At 39.1% G+C, this 16,760-nt stretch carries 17 protein-coding genes; 5 read left to right on the top strand and 12 right to left on the bottom strand.

Annotated features, from left to right (window positions below):
• Nucleotides 1-101 precede the first annotated feature (101 nt).
• The 9 genes from ACP69Y_RS11110 to ACP69Y_RS11070 all read right to left on the bottom strand — a co-directional run bounded on the left by ACP69Y_RS11110 (nt 102) and on the right by ACP69Y_RS11070 (nt 8,980).
• Nucleotides 102-728, bottom strand: coding sequence for a hypothetical protein (locus ACP69Y_RS11110; RefSeq protein WP_425918448.1), 627 nt, complete (start codon nt 726-728; stop codon nt 102-104).
• A 331-nt stretch (nt 729-1,059) separates the two neighbouring features.
• Nucleotides 1,060-1,497 (bottom strand): 2-amino-4-hydroxy-6-hydroxymethyldihydropteridine diphosphokinase, encoded by a 438-nt coding sequence (locus tag ACP69Y_RS11105; RefSeq protein WP_425918447.1) that lies wholly within the window; start codon nt 1,495-1,497, stop codon nt 1,060-1,062.
• Nucleotides 1,454-1,834: a dihydroneopterin aldolase gene (folB, locus tag ACP69Y_RS11100; RefSeq protein WP_425918446.1), complete on the bottom strand. Its 381-nt coding sequence runs from the start codon at nt 1,832-1,834 to the stop codon at nt 1,454-1,456. The genes ACP69Y_RS11105 and folB overlap by 44 nt, the downstream gene beginning before the upstream one ends.
• 138 nt (nt 1,835-1,972) lie before the next feature.
• Nucleotides 1,973-3,271, bottom strand: a complete 1,299-nt coding sequence (locus ACP69Y_RS11095) for an ABC1 kinase family protein (protein WP_425918445.1) — start codon at nt 3,269-3,271, stop codon at nt 1,973-1,975.
• A 58-nt stretch (nt 3,272-3,329) separates the two neighbouring features.
• Entirely contained in the window at nt 3,330-4,103 is a 774-nt protein-coding gene (locus tag ACP69Y_RS11090) for a HesA/MoeB/ThiF family protein (RefSeq protein WP_425918444.1), read from the bottom strand.
• A gap of 264 nt (nt 4,104-4,367) precedes the next feature.
• On the bottom strand, nt 4,368-4,595 hold the full coding sequence (locus tag ACP69Y_RS11085) for a DUF4236 domain-containing protein (RefSeq protein ID WP_425918443.1): 228 nt from the start codon (nt 4,593-4,595) through the stop codon (nt 4,368-4,370).
• 357 nt (nt 4,596-4,952) lie between these two features.
• Nucleotides 4,953-6,587 carry an AMP-binding protein gene (locus ACP69Y_RS11080; protein WP_425918442.1) on the bottom strand — a complete coding sequence of 545 codons (1,635 nt, stop codon included), beginning with the start codon at nt 6,585-6,587 and terminating at the stop codon, nt 4,953-4,955.
• A 238-nt stretch (nt 6,588-6,825) separates the two neighbouring features.
• Entirely contained in the window at nt 6,826-7,962 is a 1,137-nt protein-coding gene (locus ACP69Y_RS11075) for an acyl-CoA dehydrogenase family protein (protein ID WP_425918441.1), read from the bottom strand.
• Between the two features lie 247 nt (nt 7,963-8,209).
• Complete coding sequence (locus ACP69Y_RS11070; protein WP_425918440.1) at nt 8,210-8,980, bottom strand: 3-hydroxyacyl-CoA dehydrogenase; 771 nt, start codon at nt 8,978-8,980, stop codon at nt 8,210-8,212.
• Nucleotides 8,981-9,136: 156 nt separating this feature from the next.
• Here ACP69Y_RS11070 and ACP69Y_RS11065 point away from each other — a divergent pair, with 156 nt between their 5' ends.
• Both ACP69Y_RS11065 and ACP69Y_RS11060 read left to right on the top strand, forming a co-directional pair.
• The gene (locus ACP69Y_RS11065; RefSeq protein ID WP_425918439.1) at nt 9,137-10,159 is read left to right on the top strand and encodes an AraC family transcriptional regulator; all 1,023 of its coding nucleotides are present in this window, start codon (nt 9,137-9,139) and stop codon (nt 10,157-10,159) included.
• 204 nt (nt 10,160-10,363) lie between these two features.
• Nucleotides 10,364-10,717, top strand: coding sequence for a hypothetical protein (locus ACP69Y_RS11060; RefSeq protein ID WP_425918438.1), 354 nt, complete (start codon nt 10,364-10,366; stop codon nt 10,715-10,717).
• A 94-nt stretch (nt 10,718-10,811) separates the two neighbouring features.
• On the opposite strand, the gene ACP69Y_RS11055 is transcribed toward ACP69Y_RS11060, so the two are convergent.
• A complete protein-coding gene (locus tag ACP69Y_RS11055) occupies nt 10,812-11,198 on the bottom strand; it encodes a TetR/AcrR family transcriptional regulator C-terminal domain-containing protein (RefSeq protein WP_425918437.1) in 387 nt (128 codons plus the stop codon).
• Here ACP69Y_RS11055 and ACP69Y_RS11050 point away from each other — a divergent pair.
• From ACP69Y_RS11050 to ACP69Y_RS11040, 3 genes are all read left to right on the top strand, one after another.
• Nucleotides 11,174-11,890, top strand: coding sequence for an MFS transporter (locus ACP69Y_RS11050; RefSeq protein WP_425918456.1), 717 nt, complete (start codon nt 11,174-11,176; stop codon nt 11,888-11,890). The genes ACP69Y_RS11055 and ACP69Y_RS11050 overlap by 25 nt on opposite strands.
• Nucleotides 11,891-12,694: 804 nt before the next feature.
• Nucleotides 12,695-13,660, top strand: coding sequence for an aliphatic sulfonate ABC transporter substrate-binding protein (locus tag ACP69Y_RS11045; protein WP_425918436.1), 966 nt, complete (start codon nt 12,695-12,697; stop codon nt 13,658-13,660).
• A gap of 2 nt (nt 13,661-13,662) precedes the next feature.
• On the top strand, nt 13,663-14,493 hold the full coding sequence (locus ACP69Y_RS11040) for an ABC transporter permease (RefSeq protein WP_425918435.1): 831 nt from the start codon (nt 13,663-13,665) through the stop codon (nt 14,491-14,493).
• Nucleotides 14,494-14,538: 45 nt separating this feature from the next.
• On the opposite strand, the gene prmC is transcribed toward ACP69Y_RS11040, so the two are convergent.
• Nucleotides 14,539-15,357: a peptide chain release factor N(5)-glutamine methyltransferase gene (prmC, locus tag ACP69Y_RS11035; protein ID WP_425918455.1), complete on the bottom strand. Its 819-nt coding sequence runs from the start codon at nt 15,355-15,357 to the stop codon at nt 14,539-14,541.
• Nucleotides 15,357-16,445 carry a peptide chain release factor 1 gene (prfA, locus tag ACP69Y_RS11030; RefSeq protein ID WP_131216141.1) on the bottom strand — a complete coding sequence of 363 codons (1,089 nt, stop codon included), beginning with the start codon at nt 16,443-16,445 and terminating at the stop codon, nt 15,357-15,359. Before prfA ends, prmC begins: the two co-directional genes overlap by 1 nt.
• Between the last annotated feature and the right edge of the window lie 315 nt (nt 16,446-16,760).

Here is a 16,760-nt window from a genome sequence, read left to right as displayed (position 1 = left end):
TTGCTGTTTTCTAAATGGGTCAAAAAAATTTAAATATATGAAAAACAAAGGTTTTATAAAGCGCATTTCGTATAAGCACCATTATGTTAAATGGAGAGCTTTTATAAATTATTAATTTTAAAGTCTTCTAATGTTTTGCCTTTTTCATCTAATAAATTATGAACAAACTCAGGATCTAATTTGAGCATAAGTTCAAGAGCATCATGGATTTTCCAAAATTGTAATTTAGGATGATCTATTATTTGGATTAAATGATTTCTTATCAAAGGAATATATTCACTATATTTATACTTTTCAATTACCCAAAATACACCTGCAATATCAAATGGTTGGGTATTAGATTTTTCGATAATTTTTTTTATAGGAGGGAATATTTTAATTCGTGCCTGCTCACCAAATCCTAAATCAGATTGGGTTGCCCAATAGCTCACAAAAGCACTAAGTACATGCTGAAGAGTATCATCATAACCATGTAAACGATGATCTATACAACCATCTAATTTATTATCATCTGATAAATTTACTAACGCATCAAAACCAGAGGCTTGCCCCCAGTGGGTCAAAAGTTTTGCTGCTTTAAATACAATATCTTCATCAGATGAGTTAAGTAGATCTTTTAACTTTTTTATACGATCTTCAGAAATATCTTCTAAGTCTAATTCTTCAACTAGATCTGTATCTGCATGTGTAGGAATATCATAAAGTAGATTTGAGATTTCTTTATCCATAATAATTCCGTATATAAGGATTTTTTAACAGAGCTAAAATTAACATAATACACCTTATATGAAATCCTTTTATTATTCATTTAAAATCATTTGTTTAACTATGATTAAAGAGCGTAATTTGCAAAAATCGGTTTTTTTAAATGATATATAACGTTTCCTGCCTAAGACTTGATTATTTTTTACAATTTTAATCAGTCAAACTCTACCAACACTCACATATTTCCATATTTTCTGTTGTTAGAGCCAACTCGAATAATACTTCTAGATTAAAATCATAATTTACTTAGGCTATTTTAAAACTAAAATCATCTTATGATGAACTTAGTGAGAGTTAATCTACCCAATTCACAATTGGAAACTTATGTGTTTCATTTTCAAACTCAGCACTCTGCCAGACATCCAGCATTGGAATTTTGACATCCGTTGCTAGGGGTAATTTCTTTGGATTAAATTGCATATGAGATAAGTCCTCTCCCCATGCAATCAGATCTACATCCAAAGAAATTTGATGCGCTGGACGTACACGACCTGATTCATCTTCCATTTTTTTGAGAATGGAGGTCATTTCTTCAACACTCATTTTACTTTTAAGCAAACACGCCGCATTCCAATAATCTGCACCCACACCATCGCGACATGGAATTAAATAAATTTCAGAAAATTGGACCTGTCCAATTTCAGCAAGCTGGGCAAATGCCTGCTTAAAATGGTGTTCAGGATGACAATTACTCGCCAGAGCTAAGGCGAATATCGTTTCGGTGGCGTTCAAGACGAATTCCTACAGAATTTGCTTGCGCGATAATGGCAGGCTTACGGATCGTAATCATAATCGATTCAACTGCAGGAAAGGTAGTAAAAAGCACATTTAGAACCAGCTTTGCTGCATGTTCAATCAATTTCGGCTGTGCTTTTTGAATGACAGTGGCAGAAATTTCGCAAATTTCCGCATAATTCAACGTATGTTCCAGTGCATCAGAATTAGAGGCTTGTTCCAAACTGGTCTGGATGGTCATATCCAGCATTAAAGGCTGAATGATTTGACGTTCCCAATTGAAACATCCCACCACTGTTTCGACCTTTAAACCTTCAATGATAATTGCATCCATGTTTTTACCTTTAACTGACTTTGATTTTTAAATCTCTCCTTGCGAAACAATGTTTCTCATCGGTTTAAAAAAGGGAAGAGATTTTAAAGTCCTCCCTTTAAAAAAGACGAATTTAAGGAGGTTTATTCCTATTCAAATTTAATGTTTTAACAACACGTTTGGATCAAGAGTTTGCACCATTTGTAGTCTTTGGTCTGCATAAATATCGGTATATGGAGCAAGGATGCGCATAAAGCGATCGAAATACAGCATTTGTTTAAACAGCAAGGCAAAATCGCGTGGGAAGCGAATACCGTGACGCTCACCGACTCCCACCATATCCATCATGATGTCATTTAAATCTGCAGGGTTTGAAGTGAGTAATTCTTGCGGATCGGCAAGTAATACACCACTGAACAGACGTTCCAAATCCGCTGCCAGAACTTGAGTATCAATTTTCTTGTCAGTCATGCCCATTTTCAGCATGTTTTCTGCCATCAAGTTGTAATCGGTTTTTTGCAGTGCATCCATAAAGGCAATACAGGCTGTCCATACCTCAGGATTAAGCTGACCGACAATACCAAAATCGATAAAACCAACACGACCATCTTCAAGCAACATCAGATTGCCTGCATGTAAATCTGCATGGAAGCTATTACACATCATCAAACTACCAAACCAGGTATTCATGGCGGTAATTAAAACTTGTGATGGATCTTTAGAGACTTTTTTAACCACGTCAAAATCGGTCAATGGTACACCATACAAGCGCTGCATAGTCAGCACACGGCGGGTTGAATATTGATGATAAACTTTCGGTGCAGTCGCTTTTGAGTTTTGCGTCACATTTAGATAATTAACGAAGTCATCCAGATTTTGTGCTTCTTCAATAAAGTCGACTTCACGCACCATACGGGTCTTAATTTCATCAACAATATCGGCAAGTGATGCAAACTTTACTTTCGGTACGGCTTTTTCTAAAACTTTGGTTGCCCAGTGCAATACATTCAAGTCGGTATATAGAATGGTTTCTACGCCCGGCTTTTGCACTTTAATGACGACATCTTCACCGGTCACCAGTCTAGCTGCGTGAACTTGTGCAATAGAGGCTGAAGCTAAAGGCTTTTCGTCAATAGAGACAAAGATTTCATCTAAATTTCTGCCTGCAAATTCAGAGGCCAAAACCCCTTGCACATAACTAAATGGCAAAGATGGAGTCTGATCTAAACAGCCCTGAAATTCCTCGACATATTCACGTGGGAACAATGAAGGTGTACTGGCAATAAACTGCCCAAGTTTAATGTAAGTTGAACCGAGCGATTCAAAAGTTTCACGCATCAGTTTTGCGTTACTTGGTTTTTCTGTGGCGTATTTAATGCCGGCTTTTGCTGCAATGACAGCTGTTTCCCCAACACGGGCAACTGAACGCAGTCCATCCAACCAGATATTGTTTTTCATAATGTCTAAGTAGAATTAAATTGTAGTGAGTGTAGCAAAAAAATATGCGCTTGCAGGCTTATCTTGCCTGACAGATTGGACAATCTGTATCTTTTTCGAAAGTAAGCAAACGTTGTTTCATGTTTAAACCATCCCAAAGCATCAGTTTTTGCTTCAGTGGAGTTTTGCCCAAACCCAAATAAAGTAAGGCATGATGCGCTTGCAAACTCGCCATCACATTCGGCGTGGTCGCTAATACCCCTGAATCTGCACAGCGCAGGTTTTCATTGGTATGCTGTTCTTTGGGAAATAGACATTCATAACACGCCGATTCCCCTTCAACCATAAACAGTTGTCCCTGAAAACCAATCGCTGAGGCACTGATTAAGGGTACATTGAATTGTTTACAGGTTTGGTTGACGAGGTAACGTGTGGTGAAATTGTCACAACCATCCAAGACTAAATCTTGAGTTGAAATGAGTTGTGCTGCATTATTTTCATCCAGTTTTACAGTTTGTGACTCAACACGGATATGCGGATTAATCTGTTTTAAGCGTTTAGCCAGTATTTCGGATTTATAGAATCCAATATTTTCTTCTACATAGGCTATTTGACGTTGCAAATTACTCATCTCAATCGTGTCGGCATCAATTAAGGTAATTTGCCCCACACCTGCACGCGCTAGAAGTTCTGCTGTTGTACAACCGATTCCACCGCAACCGACAATTAAGACATTGGCAAGTTTCAGTTTTTCCTGTGCTTCGATGTCCCAGCCATCAAGCAAAATTTGACGGCTATAGAGATGCATTTCTTCATCATTTAACTCTAGGTCCATATCGAGTAGGTTGGTCACTTCATTATCCTGTCTAAACTTTATGAGTCATAAAAACAAGCAAGGATTATAGGATAAGAAGCTTTACTACTTCATCATTAAAATTAATAAAATCATCCATCCAAAACTAATCACTCTAGACAAAGTAGTATGACCTTGCCTTAAGGTAAACCAAGAAAATATATAAGGAAGAAAAAAAATCCCTAGCCCAAGTAGAGTTGATACTTCGCGACTGCCATTCTGATACGCATAATTTAATGGAGGTAACATATTATTAAATAATGTTTAAGGCTGTTCTCTTTTTTCTCGCAGGTTAGTGGTTTTTTTAAATGGTTGATGTGAGCTATAGGAAAGTCCTGTACCCGGTATGCCAACTGTAGTTCTTGTACCTTTTTTCCCTACACTTACTCGTGTACCTTTTCCACCTACAGAAACACTACTTATCCCTTTCTTCCCCACATTCAAACGAACACCCGGAGCAATTTTAAAACTTTTACGAAAATTTAATCCCATAAAACAGCCTTATCTACAAATTCTCTTAGAGCCACTAATTGAACCATCATGACAAACAAATTTTGCTCCCTGACAGTGACTAATACCACTTTTTTTTCCCCGAACAAGGTTAACGACCTTTTCCTGCTTCTACAGATGTACTCACACATACAACGAATAGGCTTAAATACAATATTTTACTCATCCTCATCCCTAATAAAACTTAAGATACTAATTTTAAATAAAAAATAAAGATTACCATTCTCTATATGTTTTTTATTATTTCAAGTATTACTGCATATGTTTTCGAAATAAAAAAGCACCCTTTCGGGTGCGAGAGCATGAAACTTTAAAAACTAAAAATAGTTAGCTGACTTTTTAAATCCCCTGCATTTTGGCAATTTCCTGCTGCTTCAATAAATTTCTTTGAATTTTACCACTTGAAGTTTTAGGTAAAGCTTCTACAAATTCAATCTCTTTTGGATACGCATGTTTAGACAAACGGGAACGTACATATTCCTGAAGTTTATGGCTTAACTCATTTGAAGCTGAAAATTGCGGTTTAAGGACCACAAAAGCTTTGACTACTTCTGTGCGTTCCGGGTCTGGTTTGCCAATGACTGCAGATTCCAAGACCTCTGCACATTCCAGCAAAGTGCTTTCCACATCGAATGGACCTACACGATAGCCTGACGTTGTAATGACATCGTCAGAACGACCAATAAAATCCACTCCACCAAACTCATTTAATTTAACCGTATCGCCAGTTAAATAATAATGACCGACAAAGGATTTACGGTTATGTCCGTCATAACCTTTAAACCAAGCCAATGGTGATTGTGAATTATCAATCGCAAGTATTCCAATACCGCCTTTTTCCATTTCTTGATGATCTTTATTCAATACTGCAAAGCGATGCCCCGGAATGGCATAACCCGCTGAACCGACTTTCTTTTCATGTTCTAAAGCATGATGATTGGCAATTACCATTCCCAGTTCAGTCTGTCCATATTGATCATAAATATTTACGTTTAAATCATGGTTAAACCAGTGAATAACTTCAGGTGTTAAAGGCTCACCTGCACTACTCACCACACGCAAATGCTGTTTAATGGATGGATCAAATTTTTCCTTAAACCCAAAGAACATCCGAAATGCAGTTGGCGATCCGGTCAAATTACTGACTTTATATTTTTGAATGATCTGCACGGCGTTATCTACGCTAAATGCGCGCTCATCCATAATAATGCTATGACCCAAACTCAGAGGCCCGGTAATACCGTAATACAAACCATAAGCCCAACCTGGATCGGCCAGATTCCAGAAAGAATCTTGTTCACGTAAATCCACGGCATACGTCATATAACCTTTAAATGCCAATACTGCCTTTAAAGGGACAGGAACTGATTTTGCCAGACCTGTGGTTCCAGAGGTAAACATCATCAAGAAATCATCTTCAAAAGTTTGCATCACTGGTGTAAAAGACAGAGATTGTTTGGTTAGTTCTGTCCAAAAATCATCATCCTGATGACTTAATGTATTGGTTTGATGCACTGTCAAAATATGAGAAACAGCGATACCATGCAGTTTTGGGCGCTGATCTTCATTGGTCACAATCAATCTTGTTTTAGCGGTATTAATACGATGTTCAATGGCTTTCGACTCGAAGGCTGTAAACAGGGGCTGATAAATCGCACCCATGCGCCATGTCGCTAAAATGGTAATCAGCAATTCAGGCGTACGTGACAATAAACCTGCAACACAGTCACCTGCTTTCAATCCAATTGACGTAAAATAGTTTGCCAATCCTCCAGAAGCTTCTGCAAGTTGCTCAAAAGTCCACTCTGCAGATTCGCCATTTTTACCTTCCCAAATTAAGGCGGTTTTATTTGAACCGAGATAACGCTCGCAGCATTCTACATAGGCATTGACTGACTCAGCTGTACCTATCAGTTGCTGTGCAAGAAAATCGTCAAAATTAAACTCTTGATATGCTTGTTGTAGTGTCTTCATGGCGACAACCTCTCATCCGTTATTTTATTGAACAAAGCTCCTGCTTTGCCGATCCATTTTGCTTATTGTTCTCATTCTAAAAATGCCAAAACTGATTCAGCATTTTTAATCTTTTAGCTTCACTATCAACCTAGATAAACATGATTTATCACCTCCTGCAATTTCCTTATCCATCAGAAAATATGCAAGATTTGAGCACCGACTAAAGTCTGAAATTCAACCATAATTAGATCGATATTTAAATTTTAGTGACTTCACGTGCAATGACCAGACGCTGAATATCTGATGCCCCTTCATAAATCTGGCTGACCCGTACATCGCGGTAAATGCGCTCTACCGGAAAATCAGACACATAACCATAACCACCATGAATTTGAATGGCATCAGAGCACACACGTTCTGCCATGGTTGATGCAAACAGCTTGGCCATAGAGGCTTCTTTCAAACAAGGCAAACCCGCATCTTTTAAGGTTGCTGCATGGAAAATTAATTGTCGTGCAGCTTCAATTTTCGTCGCCATATCCGCCAGACGAAATGCAACTGCCTGATGCTGAACAATCTCGACCCCAAATGCTTTGCGCTCATTGGCATATTCCACCGCGGCATCCAGTGCAGCTCGAGCCATCCCTACTGATTGTGCAGCAATACCAATTCGACCCGATTCCAGGTTTGATAATGCAATTTTGTAGCCTTCGCCTTCGTTGCCTAACAAATTCTCGGCCGGAATCCGGCAACTTTCAAAAATGATAGTTGCGGTATCTGAACAATGTTGTCCCATCTTCTCTTCGAGACGTGAAACGATATAGCCTTCTGTATTTGTAGGCACCAAGAAGCAGGAAATCCCTTTTTTCCCTGCCGATTTATCTGTCACAGCAAAAACAATCGCCACTTGTGCATGTTTGCCTGTGGTAATAAATTGTTTGGTGCCATTCAATACCCAAAAACCACCATCGCGTTCTGCCTTGCATTCTAGTGCGCCTGCATCTGAACCCGCTTGTGGTTCAGTTAAACAGAAACATCCAAGCCATTCACCTGTGGCAAGTTTAGTGAGATATTTCTGTTTCTGTTCTTCTGTACCGTAGCGCTGGGTAATGCCGCAAGGAAGCGAATTTTGCACGCTAACGATAGTTGAAATTGCGCCATCACCTGCGGCAATTTCCTCTAAAGCAAGTACAAGCGAGACATAATCCAGGCCTGCACCACCCCATTGTTCGGATACGGTCATACCTAAAGCGCCAAGTTCACCCAGTTCTTTTAATTCTTCAGCAGGAAATCTGGCAGTTTTATCCCGTTCTGCGGCAGTGGGTTTCAGCTTGTTTTGCGAATAATTACGCAACATGTCCTGAACCATTTTTTGTTCATCATTTAAAATCATTGGACTTCCCTTTCTATATCTATTTTATTCATTTCAAGCTTTTTGCTATTTAGATTATTTGGATGTATGTGACGGCGACATGGATGTCGCCTGCGAAACTGAGATACAAGGACGTATCTTCAGTTTCGAAAAGGATTTTTGTTTCTTTTGATCCTTCAAAAGAAAATGAACGCTTATGCAAAGCTATTTAAATCCGACTAAAAATTCGCAGCTATGCAGATCATCATTTTCTATAAAAATCCAAAACCTACTTAGGCTGCATACGAATCGCGCCATCCAAACGAATCACCTCACCATTCAAATAAGTATTTTCAAAAATATGACCCACCAAATGTGCAAACTCTTCTGGTCGTGCCAAACGTGGTGGAAACGGTACCATTTGCCCCAAAGCATCCTGCACATTTTGAGGCATGGCTTTAAGCATTGGCGTTTCCATAATCCCTGGCGCAATGGTCATCACACGAATGGCTTCACGAGCCAGCTCACGTGCCAAAGGCAAGGTCATAGCAACCACAGCACCTTTTGAAGCGGCATAAGCGGACTGACCAATTTGACCGTCGAATGCTGCAACTGAGGCGGTGTTTACAATCACCCCACGTTCTTCCTCACCTGCTTGTAATTGATATTTCGCTATCAAATTTGCAGCAAAGCGAATCATGTTAAATGTGCCGCTCACATTAATATTCAACACTTTCTGGAACATGGCCAAATTATGCATGCCATCACGTCCAAGCACTTTGGCTGAAGGCGCAATACCCGCACAATTCACCAAACCATTCAGCTGACCATATTGCTGTTCAATATTTTCAAAGAATGTTTTTACCGCATGTTCATCGGTCACATCCAGTTTTACAAATACTGAGTTTTCGCCTAAACGCTGCTGCATTTCTTGACCAAGCTCTTGGTTCATATCAACCATAATGACCTGAGCGCCTTGACCGACCAAATAAGTGGCTGTGGCTGCACCTAAACCTGATGCACCGCCCGTCACTACAAATACTTTTCCTTGAATTTTCATTTTCTATTCCTGTTAATTCTTTGAATAAACACTCGACTTAAGATACAGAGTAAATGCAGTTAAGCTAGAGTACAATTTCCAAACATTGCATCCTCTATGATGGATTTGGACAATCCAAGTCATCGCAGCAAAAATACGAAATATGGATATCTGTACATGAAGGAACAAGACTTAAATTACAGTAAAGGCACGATCTCGATCAGTCTGGTGCATGAAGCACTGCTGTCTGCACATCATCAAGGATTGAATACACAGAATATCCTACTCAAATCCGGTATTCCTGTTGAGTTAATGCAGTCGAGTAAAGCCCGTGTTTCCATTTCCCAATATGCCCAACTTTGGACTGAACTTGCCGATGTCATGAATGACGAATTTTTTGGTATGGACAGTCACCCCATGCGTCGCGGCAGTTTTAAGCTTTTATCAAAGTCTGTCATACACGCAGAAACCTTAGAGAAAGCATTACAGCAGATTTTGCAATTTTTAAATCTGGTCCTGGATGATTTTGCGAGCCAATTATTTGTGCAGGAAAACTATGCTTATATCGTGATTTATGAGAAAAAGCACACCAAAAGAATGTTCAGCTATGCCACCTATTTAATGCTGATCCATGGTTTGATGTGCTGGTTAAGCGGGCAAAGAATTTTACTCAAGCAGATTCAGCTCAAATGCGATGCTCCGCTGGATGATCAAGACTATAAAGTCCGGTTTTGTGAAAATATTCAATATAATAGCAATGAAAACTACATTCAGTTTGATGCCAATTATTTAAATATTCAGATCAAACAAGACAAACAAGCCTGGTATCGCTTCATTCAGCAAACGCCACAGAATTTATTGGTGCGTTTTAAAAATCCGAATTCTATTAGCTCTCAAATCCGTAAACACTTAATGAATGTTCCACCTTCTCAATGGTTAGAACTGAATGAAATTGCCCAGCGGTTAAATATGTCAGATGCCACCATGCAAAGGCGCTTAAAAAGTGAAGGTATCAGTTATCAACAACTCAAAAATGATATACGGCGTGATACTGCAATTGAATTCCTCACCAAAACAGACAAAACCCTACAAGACATTAGTGATGAATTAAGCTTTCATGATCCCAGTGCATTTCATCGTGCTTTCAAAAAGTGGACAGGTGTAAGTCCGGGTGCTTATCGTCACCATCAAGAACAGTAAGTGACTTATATTTTCCTAAACTACAATCATGATTTAATAATTTTCAAGGTTTTCATGAGCTTAAAACCTCCATAATTCATTCATCCGAAGATGGTTGCATTTTATTCCAAAACAGGTTATTTTTCACTCAATTTAAAAGCATATTTTTATGCTTGACCTGCTGTTCTCCTCCCCGTGAAATCACCTTAAATTAAAGGTTCTGACATGCTTAAAATGATTGATGTACTAGAGCAAAATTTAGTGCAAAATTTTACTCATTCTCTCAACACTCACACCCCCCAATTTGATGAGCTATTGAATCAAGCTATTTTAAATGCTCCTGATTCAGCACTTCAAAAAGCTGTCATCAGCTTTTTCAATCGTGCAGATGCCATTGAATCAGCTCAGGCACTCGATATCAGTGCTGAACGTATTCAAGCTTTACAAACGGGTGCCGATTTAAAAGATGAGCCATATCTTGCAGATACTGCAAAAATTGTGGCGCTTTGCTTGGCACTTGAAACTGATGTACTAACTCAATTAGGAATATCAGATTGTTTACAAGATTTCCCGGTATAAATCTGAAACAAATCAAAAAAGAGCGACTCCAGTGAGTCGCTTTTTCTTTGGGTAAAGTTGCTTCATCTAAATGTACATCAACACGATCTTTCTTTTATTTATTCGCTTGAAACATGGCATTGACTACCAACTTTATTTTTTGCTGAATCGGTAGCAGATCAATCACGGTATTTTGAGCGCCCATTAAGGAATCAACCAATAACTTTCCAATGATTGCCCCAAATAGCATATCTGCCAGTAAACCCGCCCCTAGTTGCACTTTATGCTGTGAATCTGGAATACGCTGAATCGACTCAATCAAACTTTGCCGGCTATTTGCAATGCCCATTTGATAAAATGTTTCAGCCATTCCCTCCAAACCATAGTTTTCCGCAATTGCTAAACGGCATAATTTCAAATGTCGTTCAGACAGCACATATTCAGCAATCATATTGAGATGCTGTTTTAAGGCATTAACTGGACAATCTTCATTTAGAATCATGGCGTGCTATTTTCATCTTTTTAGCAGCTTATGCAGCGATTGTTTTCATTGCATGTGCAACATTATTGCCAGAAACACGCTCTAAAGAACACAGTGCTTCCTTCAAACTTTCTAAAACTTTCCACCATTATTTTAAAATTTATTTTGATCGAAAATTTATCGTTTATGCACTGACCCTGTGTATTGCACAAGCCGGTTTCTTTGCCTACTTAGCCGGTTCTGCAAGTGTTTTCATTACTGAATACAAACTCACTGCAACGCAATTTAGTGTGTTATTTGCCATCAATGCTTTAGGTCTGGTTGCCGCAGCCATTTTTAATCCTAAATTACATCAAAAATTTGACGCTTTAAAAACATATCGTTTAGTTAATACGGCTTACTTCATTGTCATTGGTTTACTGTTTAGCTTGCTTTGCATGGGCTATCACAATTTGTATATCGTATGCGCTGGACTGTTTATTGCTGTGACCTTACTTGGCTTTATTATGCCTACAGGCAGCCAACTGGCTTTAATGCATCAGCATGAACATATTGGAACGGCTTCATGCACTACTTGGTTCAATGCAGTTCGGTACAGCTGCGACTGTTTCTGCGATCACTGGTGCATTAGCCGCTTGGGGTATTTTAGGACTGATTCTGGTTGTTTTTGTCTGTGCACTGGTTTCAGCACTGATGTGCAATACCTTATTTGAAAAACAAGATGCAGATGTACAACAGCCTTCATTTAAATAGTTTTTATTTAAATGTTTAATAAAAAATGACGGTAGATATCTTAATGCCAGTCAGTTAAGAAATTGACTAGCATTTTTTATTTTAAATTCATCAGGTTATTTGATACGCGGAAACGTCATTCGCAACTTGAGCAAGAACAAAGCCATGCTTTGTTTACAGCGCAAGGCAAAACTAAATTTTTACAAATACAGTTTTTGCAATTTTTCTTCATTTACGCAGTAGACGAGTTTTGTGATGCAAAGACTTTAAATAAATTAGTTAAAGTCTTTGCAAGATGCTTTTCTTGCGAACTCCAAATATATTTTGAGGATTATCATTTAACTAATGAGAAGCAAAGCTTCATCAGGAACAAAACGAACTCCAAATATTTAATTTAAACAGATAGGACTCCGCTATGAATAACTCAAAAGCTAAGGAGTTTATGGTCCAATCGCTTAACTGATCAACACTAGGTAAATGTCGGCTTTTTTATTCGCTCACCCACATTGTAATTACATAATGATTACAATGAAATTTCATCTTATATTTTTGATTCTAAAATATTTAGATATTACTTTTATTCATGCAAATGTATGTTTTTAATATATAGTCAGAAATATCGAAAAATAAAATTAAATTCCATAAAGTTCAATAACTTACAATATAAAACTCAATATATCTGCAAATAAGATAATTTTATAAAAATTACTCTTTTGTCTTGGCGCGTTATTCACTGGCACTATGCGCCCCATACATCATTCTAATATTTAATAAATGGGGTTTATATGCAAAATTTTGGCTTTAAAACGAAAATATTCAGTGTAATTACACTCAGCTTGGCAAGTCATTATAGCCTAGCCGCTATCCCGGATACGCTTAAGCTGGATTATGCTTATTATGCACCTACCAGTTTAGTGGTTAAGGAACAAAAACTTTTGGAAAAAGCGTTGCCTCAAACTCAAATTAAATGGGTATTTAGCCAAGGCAGCAACCGTTCACTCGAGTATTTAAACAGTGATAGTGTAGATTTTTCCTCAACAGCAGGTTTAGCTGCCGCACTCAGCCGTGCTAATGGTAGCCCGATTAAAACCGTGTATATTCAAAGTCAGCCTGAATGGACGGCGTTAGTCGTTGCAAAAAATTCTCCGATTAAAAGCCTAAAAGATTTAAAAGGTAAAAAAGTTGCGGCAACCAAAGGGACAGATCCGTTCTTATTCACATTACAGGCACTTGAAACTGCCGGTTTGAATAAAAAGGATGTTCAACTGGTACACTTACAACATCCAGATGGCAAAACAGCACTTGAACGTGGACAAGTTGATGCCTGGGTAGGTTTAGATCCGCTGATGGCTTCTGCACAAGTACAATCAGGTGCAAAACTTCTCTATCGAAATGTCGGTTTTAACAGTTACAGCGTATTGAGTACCAAAGAGCAATTTGCCAAACAAAGTCCCGAAGCCATTGAAGCTGTGATTAAAGCTTATGAACAGGCACGTAAATGGGCTAAAGCCAATCCAGATAAACTGGCAGAATTACTGGCGCGTGAATCCAAGCTCCCTATTGCAGTGGCGAAACTTCAACTCAGCCGAACTAATTTTGAGCAAAATATACCGACTGCCAAACATATCAATGCCTTGAAAAAATCGGGCAGCATTTTGACTGAAGAAGATTTGGTTCGCCCGGGTACCAACGTAAATCAGGTCATTGATCAGCTGTTTGATGCAAAATATGCGCAGAAGGTGGTGAAATAATAATGAGTTCGCCTGTAATAACCAATAAGGCCCCTATTAAACCTGAAGTAGATAGCGCCACATTACCTCGCTTGCTTAGATTAATAAGCAAGCTTAAAGGACTGGTCATCCCTGTTTTTTTACTCATCCTTTGTGAAATTTTAGTTAAAAATGGTTTTATAGCGTCCTACTTGCTTCCCGCACCAAGCAGTTTGTGGGACTCTTTCCTAGAATTGTCTACAGGCGATTTGTGGCTGCACATCTGGACCAGTACTTGGCGGGTATTTTTAGGTTTCTTTATCGGTAGTAGTCTTGCACTCATCTTTGCCATTCTGGTCGGCTTAAACAAGCAAGCCGAAGAATTTCTGGAACCTTCTTTTTCAGCACTCAAGTCGATTCCCAGTCTGGCCTGGATTCCACTTTTACTTTTATGGTTAGGCATTGATGAGAGCTCTAAAATCACCTTGATTGCAATAGGTGCTTTTTTCCCGACCTATACCAATACCGTTGCCGCAATTCAGGGTGTAGACCGTAAACTGATTGAAGTGGCGCAAGTGTATCGCCTGAAATACTTGCAGCAGATTAAAGAAATTATTTTACCTGCCGCTTCACCCGGCATTTTAACTGGATTGCGCAACAGCTTAAGTCTGGCCTGGATGTTCATGATTGCAGCTGAGCTGATTGCCGCAACCCAAGGGATCGGCTATTTGCTCAGTGATGGACGGGAAACTTCTCGACCTGACATTGTCATTATTGCGATTATCTTGTTGGCCATCTCAGGAAAAATAACCGATAGTTTAATGAAATTTGCTGAAAATTGGCTATTACGCTGGCGGGATGTAGTTAAAAAATAAAGCGCTTTTGAGCACTTTATTTTAAATCTATTACTACTTTCTCAGTTATTTGGAACAGCCAATCGTTACGCGGTTGTTGCCGCCGTAATCTTTAATGGTTTGAATATCTTTATAACCATATTTTTTAAATAGTTGATACACCACACCTGCTTGGTCATAACCATGCTCAAGTGCAATCCAGCCGTTGGCGGTTAACCACTTTTTACCGTTTTGAATAATAAATTCAATATCAGCCAGTCCATTATTGCCCGCAACCAAAGCACGTCTAGGCTCTGCCGCCAAACCTTTAATGTGTTTATCCTGAGGATCAATATAGGGCGGGTTCGATACAATCACATCAAAGAACTGGTTTTTTTCGAGCGCTTTAAACCAGCTGCCTAATGCGAATTTCACCTGAGATAAGTCATGCTTATCCGCATTAAATTTCGCAACTTCCAAAGTTGGTGCATAGATATCCGTTGCAGTAACTGCCCATTCAGGACGTTCACTGGCAAGTGATAAAGCAATTGCACCTGTGCCTGTACCCATATCTACGATACGTGCATCTTCTGGCAAATCCAAATGTAAAACCGTTTCAACCAGCACTTCTGTATCGGGACGCGGCACCAAAGTGTCTTTGGTGACTTTTAAATCTAAAGTCCAAAAGGGTTGTGAACCGGTGACATAAGCCAAAGGTTCGCCATCTTCAATACGGTTCAAACCATCAATATACGCTTGTTCTTGCTCAGCAGTCAGCTCTTGATCTTTCTTCATGATCAAATCAAAAGAGTCAATCTTGGTAATATGTTCGAGCAACCACGCATTTTCTTGACGTTCGTAGCTTTCTGCTTCACCACGTAAAGCCAAGGCTTGTAAAATATTCATCATCCACCATTCTGCTGTGCAAGCATCGCCAACTGATCTGCCTGATATTCACGATGTAAGCTGTCGAGCAACTCCGTTAAATCACCTTCCATCACGGCATCTAACTTATATAAGGTTAAGTTAATACGGTGATCGGTCATACGGCCTTGCGGATAGTTATAGGTACGGATACGCTCTGAACGGTCACCAGAACCCACCAAATCACGGCGCATTTCCGAGGTAGCCGCATCGGCAGCAGCACGTTTGGCATTTTCTAAACGAGAAACCAGTAAAGCCATGGCTTTAGCTTTGTTTTTATGCTGTGAACGCTCGTCCTGACACTCAACCACCGTACCTGTTGGAATATGGGTAATACGCACAGCAGAGTCAGTTTTGTTAATGTGCTGACCACCGGCACCCGATGCACGGTAAGTATCAATACGCAGTTCAGATGAATTGATTTCAACTGAAGTATCAACATCTACTTCAGGAAGAATCGCTACTGTACATGCAGAGGTATGTACGCGGCCCTGAGATTCGGTTGCAGGCACACGCTGTACACGGTGCGCACCGCTTTCAAATTTCAGGCGACCATACACGCCTTCCCCATTAATCAGGCAAATGACTTCTTTATAGCCGCCATGCTCACCTTCATTTTCAGACAGGATTTCTAATTTCCAGCCTTGAGCTTCGGCATACTTGCTATACATGCGATATAAGTCACCCGAGAAAATCGCAGCTTCATCACCACCGGTTCCGGCACGAATTTCCAAATAAGCCGAGTTAGCATCATTCGGATCTTTCGGAATCATCAAGATATTTAAGTCTGCTTCGAGGGATGAAATCAGCGCCTTGTTTTCCTGAATTTCTTCCTGTGCCATTTCCTTAAAATCAGGATCGGACAACATGGCTTCAGCAGTTTCAATGTCTTTTTCAGCTTGGGTATACTTTTTCCAAACTTCGGTGATTTCCGTTAAGTCATTATGTTCACGCGAAAGTTGACGAAAGCGTTTGTTGTCAGAAATGACTTCTATATCCGCAAGCAATGCGTTTAATTCTTCATGACGGTCAGAAAGTTGATCTAATCGTAAACGTAACGATTCTTTCATTTTGCAAAATATCTCAATACAAAGGCTATCTCTATGCTTGATATGACATAGATCAGCTCAAAAAAATTGTGCCTAGTGTAACGATTCTAAGGTCTAAATGACATAGATATTGTTGAGACGAACCTGCTTATCCATAAGGATTATTTTTAAAACGGATGGAAGTTACGTTTTGTTTTATTCACATTTCAGTCATAAATACATATTTCAGGGGGATTTCTCCATATTGTTAATATAACTTTACAAAGCAGACACTAAACGCCACAACTCTGATTGCTCGTCTCCATATTTATCTAAAATATTTTTGTTACATTTGCT

The sequence above is a fragment of the Acinetobacter sp. TSRC1-2 genome, from assembly GCF_049895885.1.
Classification (GTDB): Bacteria; Pseudomonadota; Gammaproteobacteria; order Pseudomonadales; family Moraxellaceae; genus Acinetobacter.
Note: the sequence above shows the minus strand (reverse complement) of the source record. Positions and strands in the feature narration are given on the sequence as shown.

Excerpts from the sequence above, each read along its gene's own strand:
- folB (WP_425918446.1), bottom strand. The coding sequence starts at position 1,834 with ATGGATGCAATTATCATTGAAGGTTTAAAGGTCGAAACAGTGGTGGGA.
- prmC (WP_425918455.1), bottom strand. The coding sequence starts at position 15,357 with ATGAATATTTTACAAGCCTTGGCTTTACGTGGTGAAGCAGAAAGCTAC.
- ACP69Y_RS11070 (WP_425918440.1), bottom strand. The coding sequence starts at position 8,980 with ATGAAAATTCAAGGAAAAGTATTTGTAGTGACGGGCGGTGCATCAGGT.
- ACP69Y_RS11085 (WP_425918443.1), bottom strand. The coding sequence starts at position 4,595 with ATGGGATTAAATTTTCGTAAAAGTTTTAAAATTGCTCCGGGTGTTCGT.
- ACP69Y_RS11075 (WP_425918441.1), bottom strand. The coding sequence starts at position 7,962 with ATGATTTTAAATGATGAACAAAAAATGGTTCAGGACATGTTGCGTAAT.
- ACP69Y_RS11110 (WP_425918448.1), bottom strand. The coding sequence starts at position 728 with ATGGATAAAGAAATCTCAAATCTACTTTATGATATTCCTACACATGCA.
- ACP69Y_RS11080 (WP_425918442.1), bottom strand. The coding sequence starts at position 6,587 with ATGAAGACACTACAACAAGCATATCAAGAGTTTAATTTTGACGATTTT.
- prfA (WP_131216141.1), bottom strand. The coding sequence starts at position 16,445 with ATGAAAGAATCGTTACGTTTACGATTAGATCAACTTTCTGACCGTCAT.
- ACP69Y_RS11060 (WP_425918438.1), top strand. The coding sequence starts at position 10,364 with ATGCTTAAAATGATTGATGTACTAGAGCAAAATTTAGTGCAAAATTTT.
- ACP69Y_RS11040 (WP_425918435.1), top strand. The coding sequence starts at position 13,663 with ATGAGTTCGCCTGTAATAACCAATAAGGCCCCTATTAAACCTGAAGTA.
- ACP69Y_RS11095 (WP_425918445.1), bottom strand. The coding sequence starts at position 3,271 with ATGAAAAACAATATCTGGTTGGATGGACTGCGTTCAGTTGCCCGTGTT.
- ACP69Y_RS11045 (WP_425918436.1), top strand. The coding sequence starts at position 12,695 with ATGCAAAATTTTGGCTTTAAAACGAAAATATTCAGTGTAATTACACTC.
- ACP69Y_RS11065 (WP_425918439.1), top strand. The coding sequence starts at position 9,137 with ATGAAGGAACAAGACTTAAATTACAGTAAAGGCACGATCTCGATCAGT.
- ACP69Y_RS11055 (WP_425918437.1), bottom strand. The coding sequence starts at position 11,198 with ATGATTCTAAATGAAGATTGTCCAGTTAATGCCTTAAAACAGCATCTC.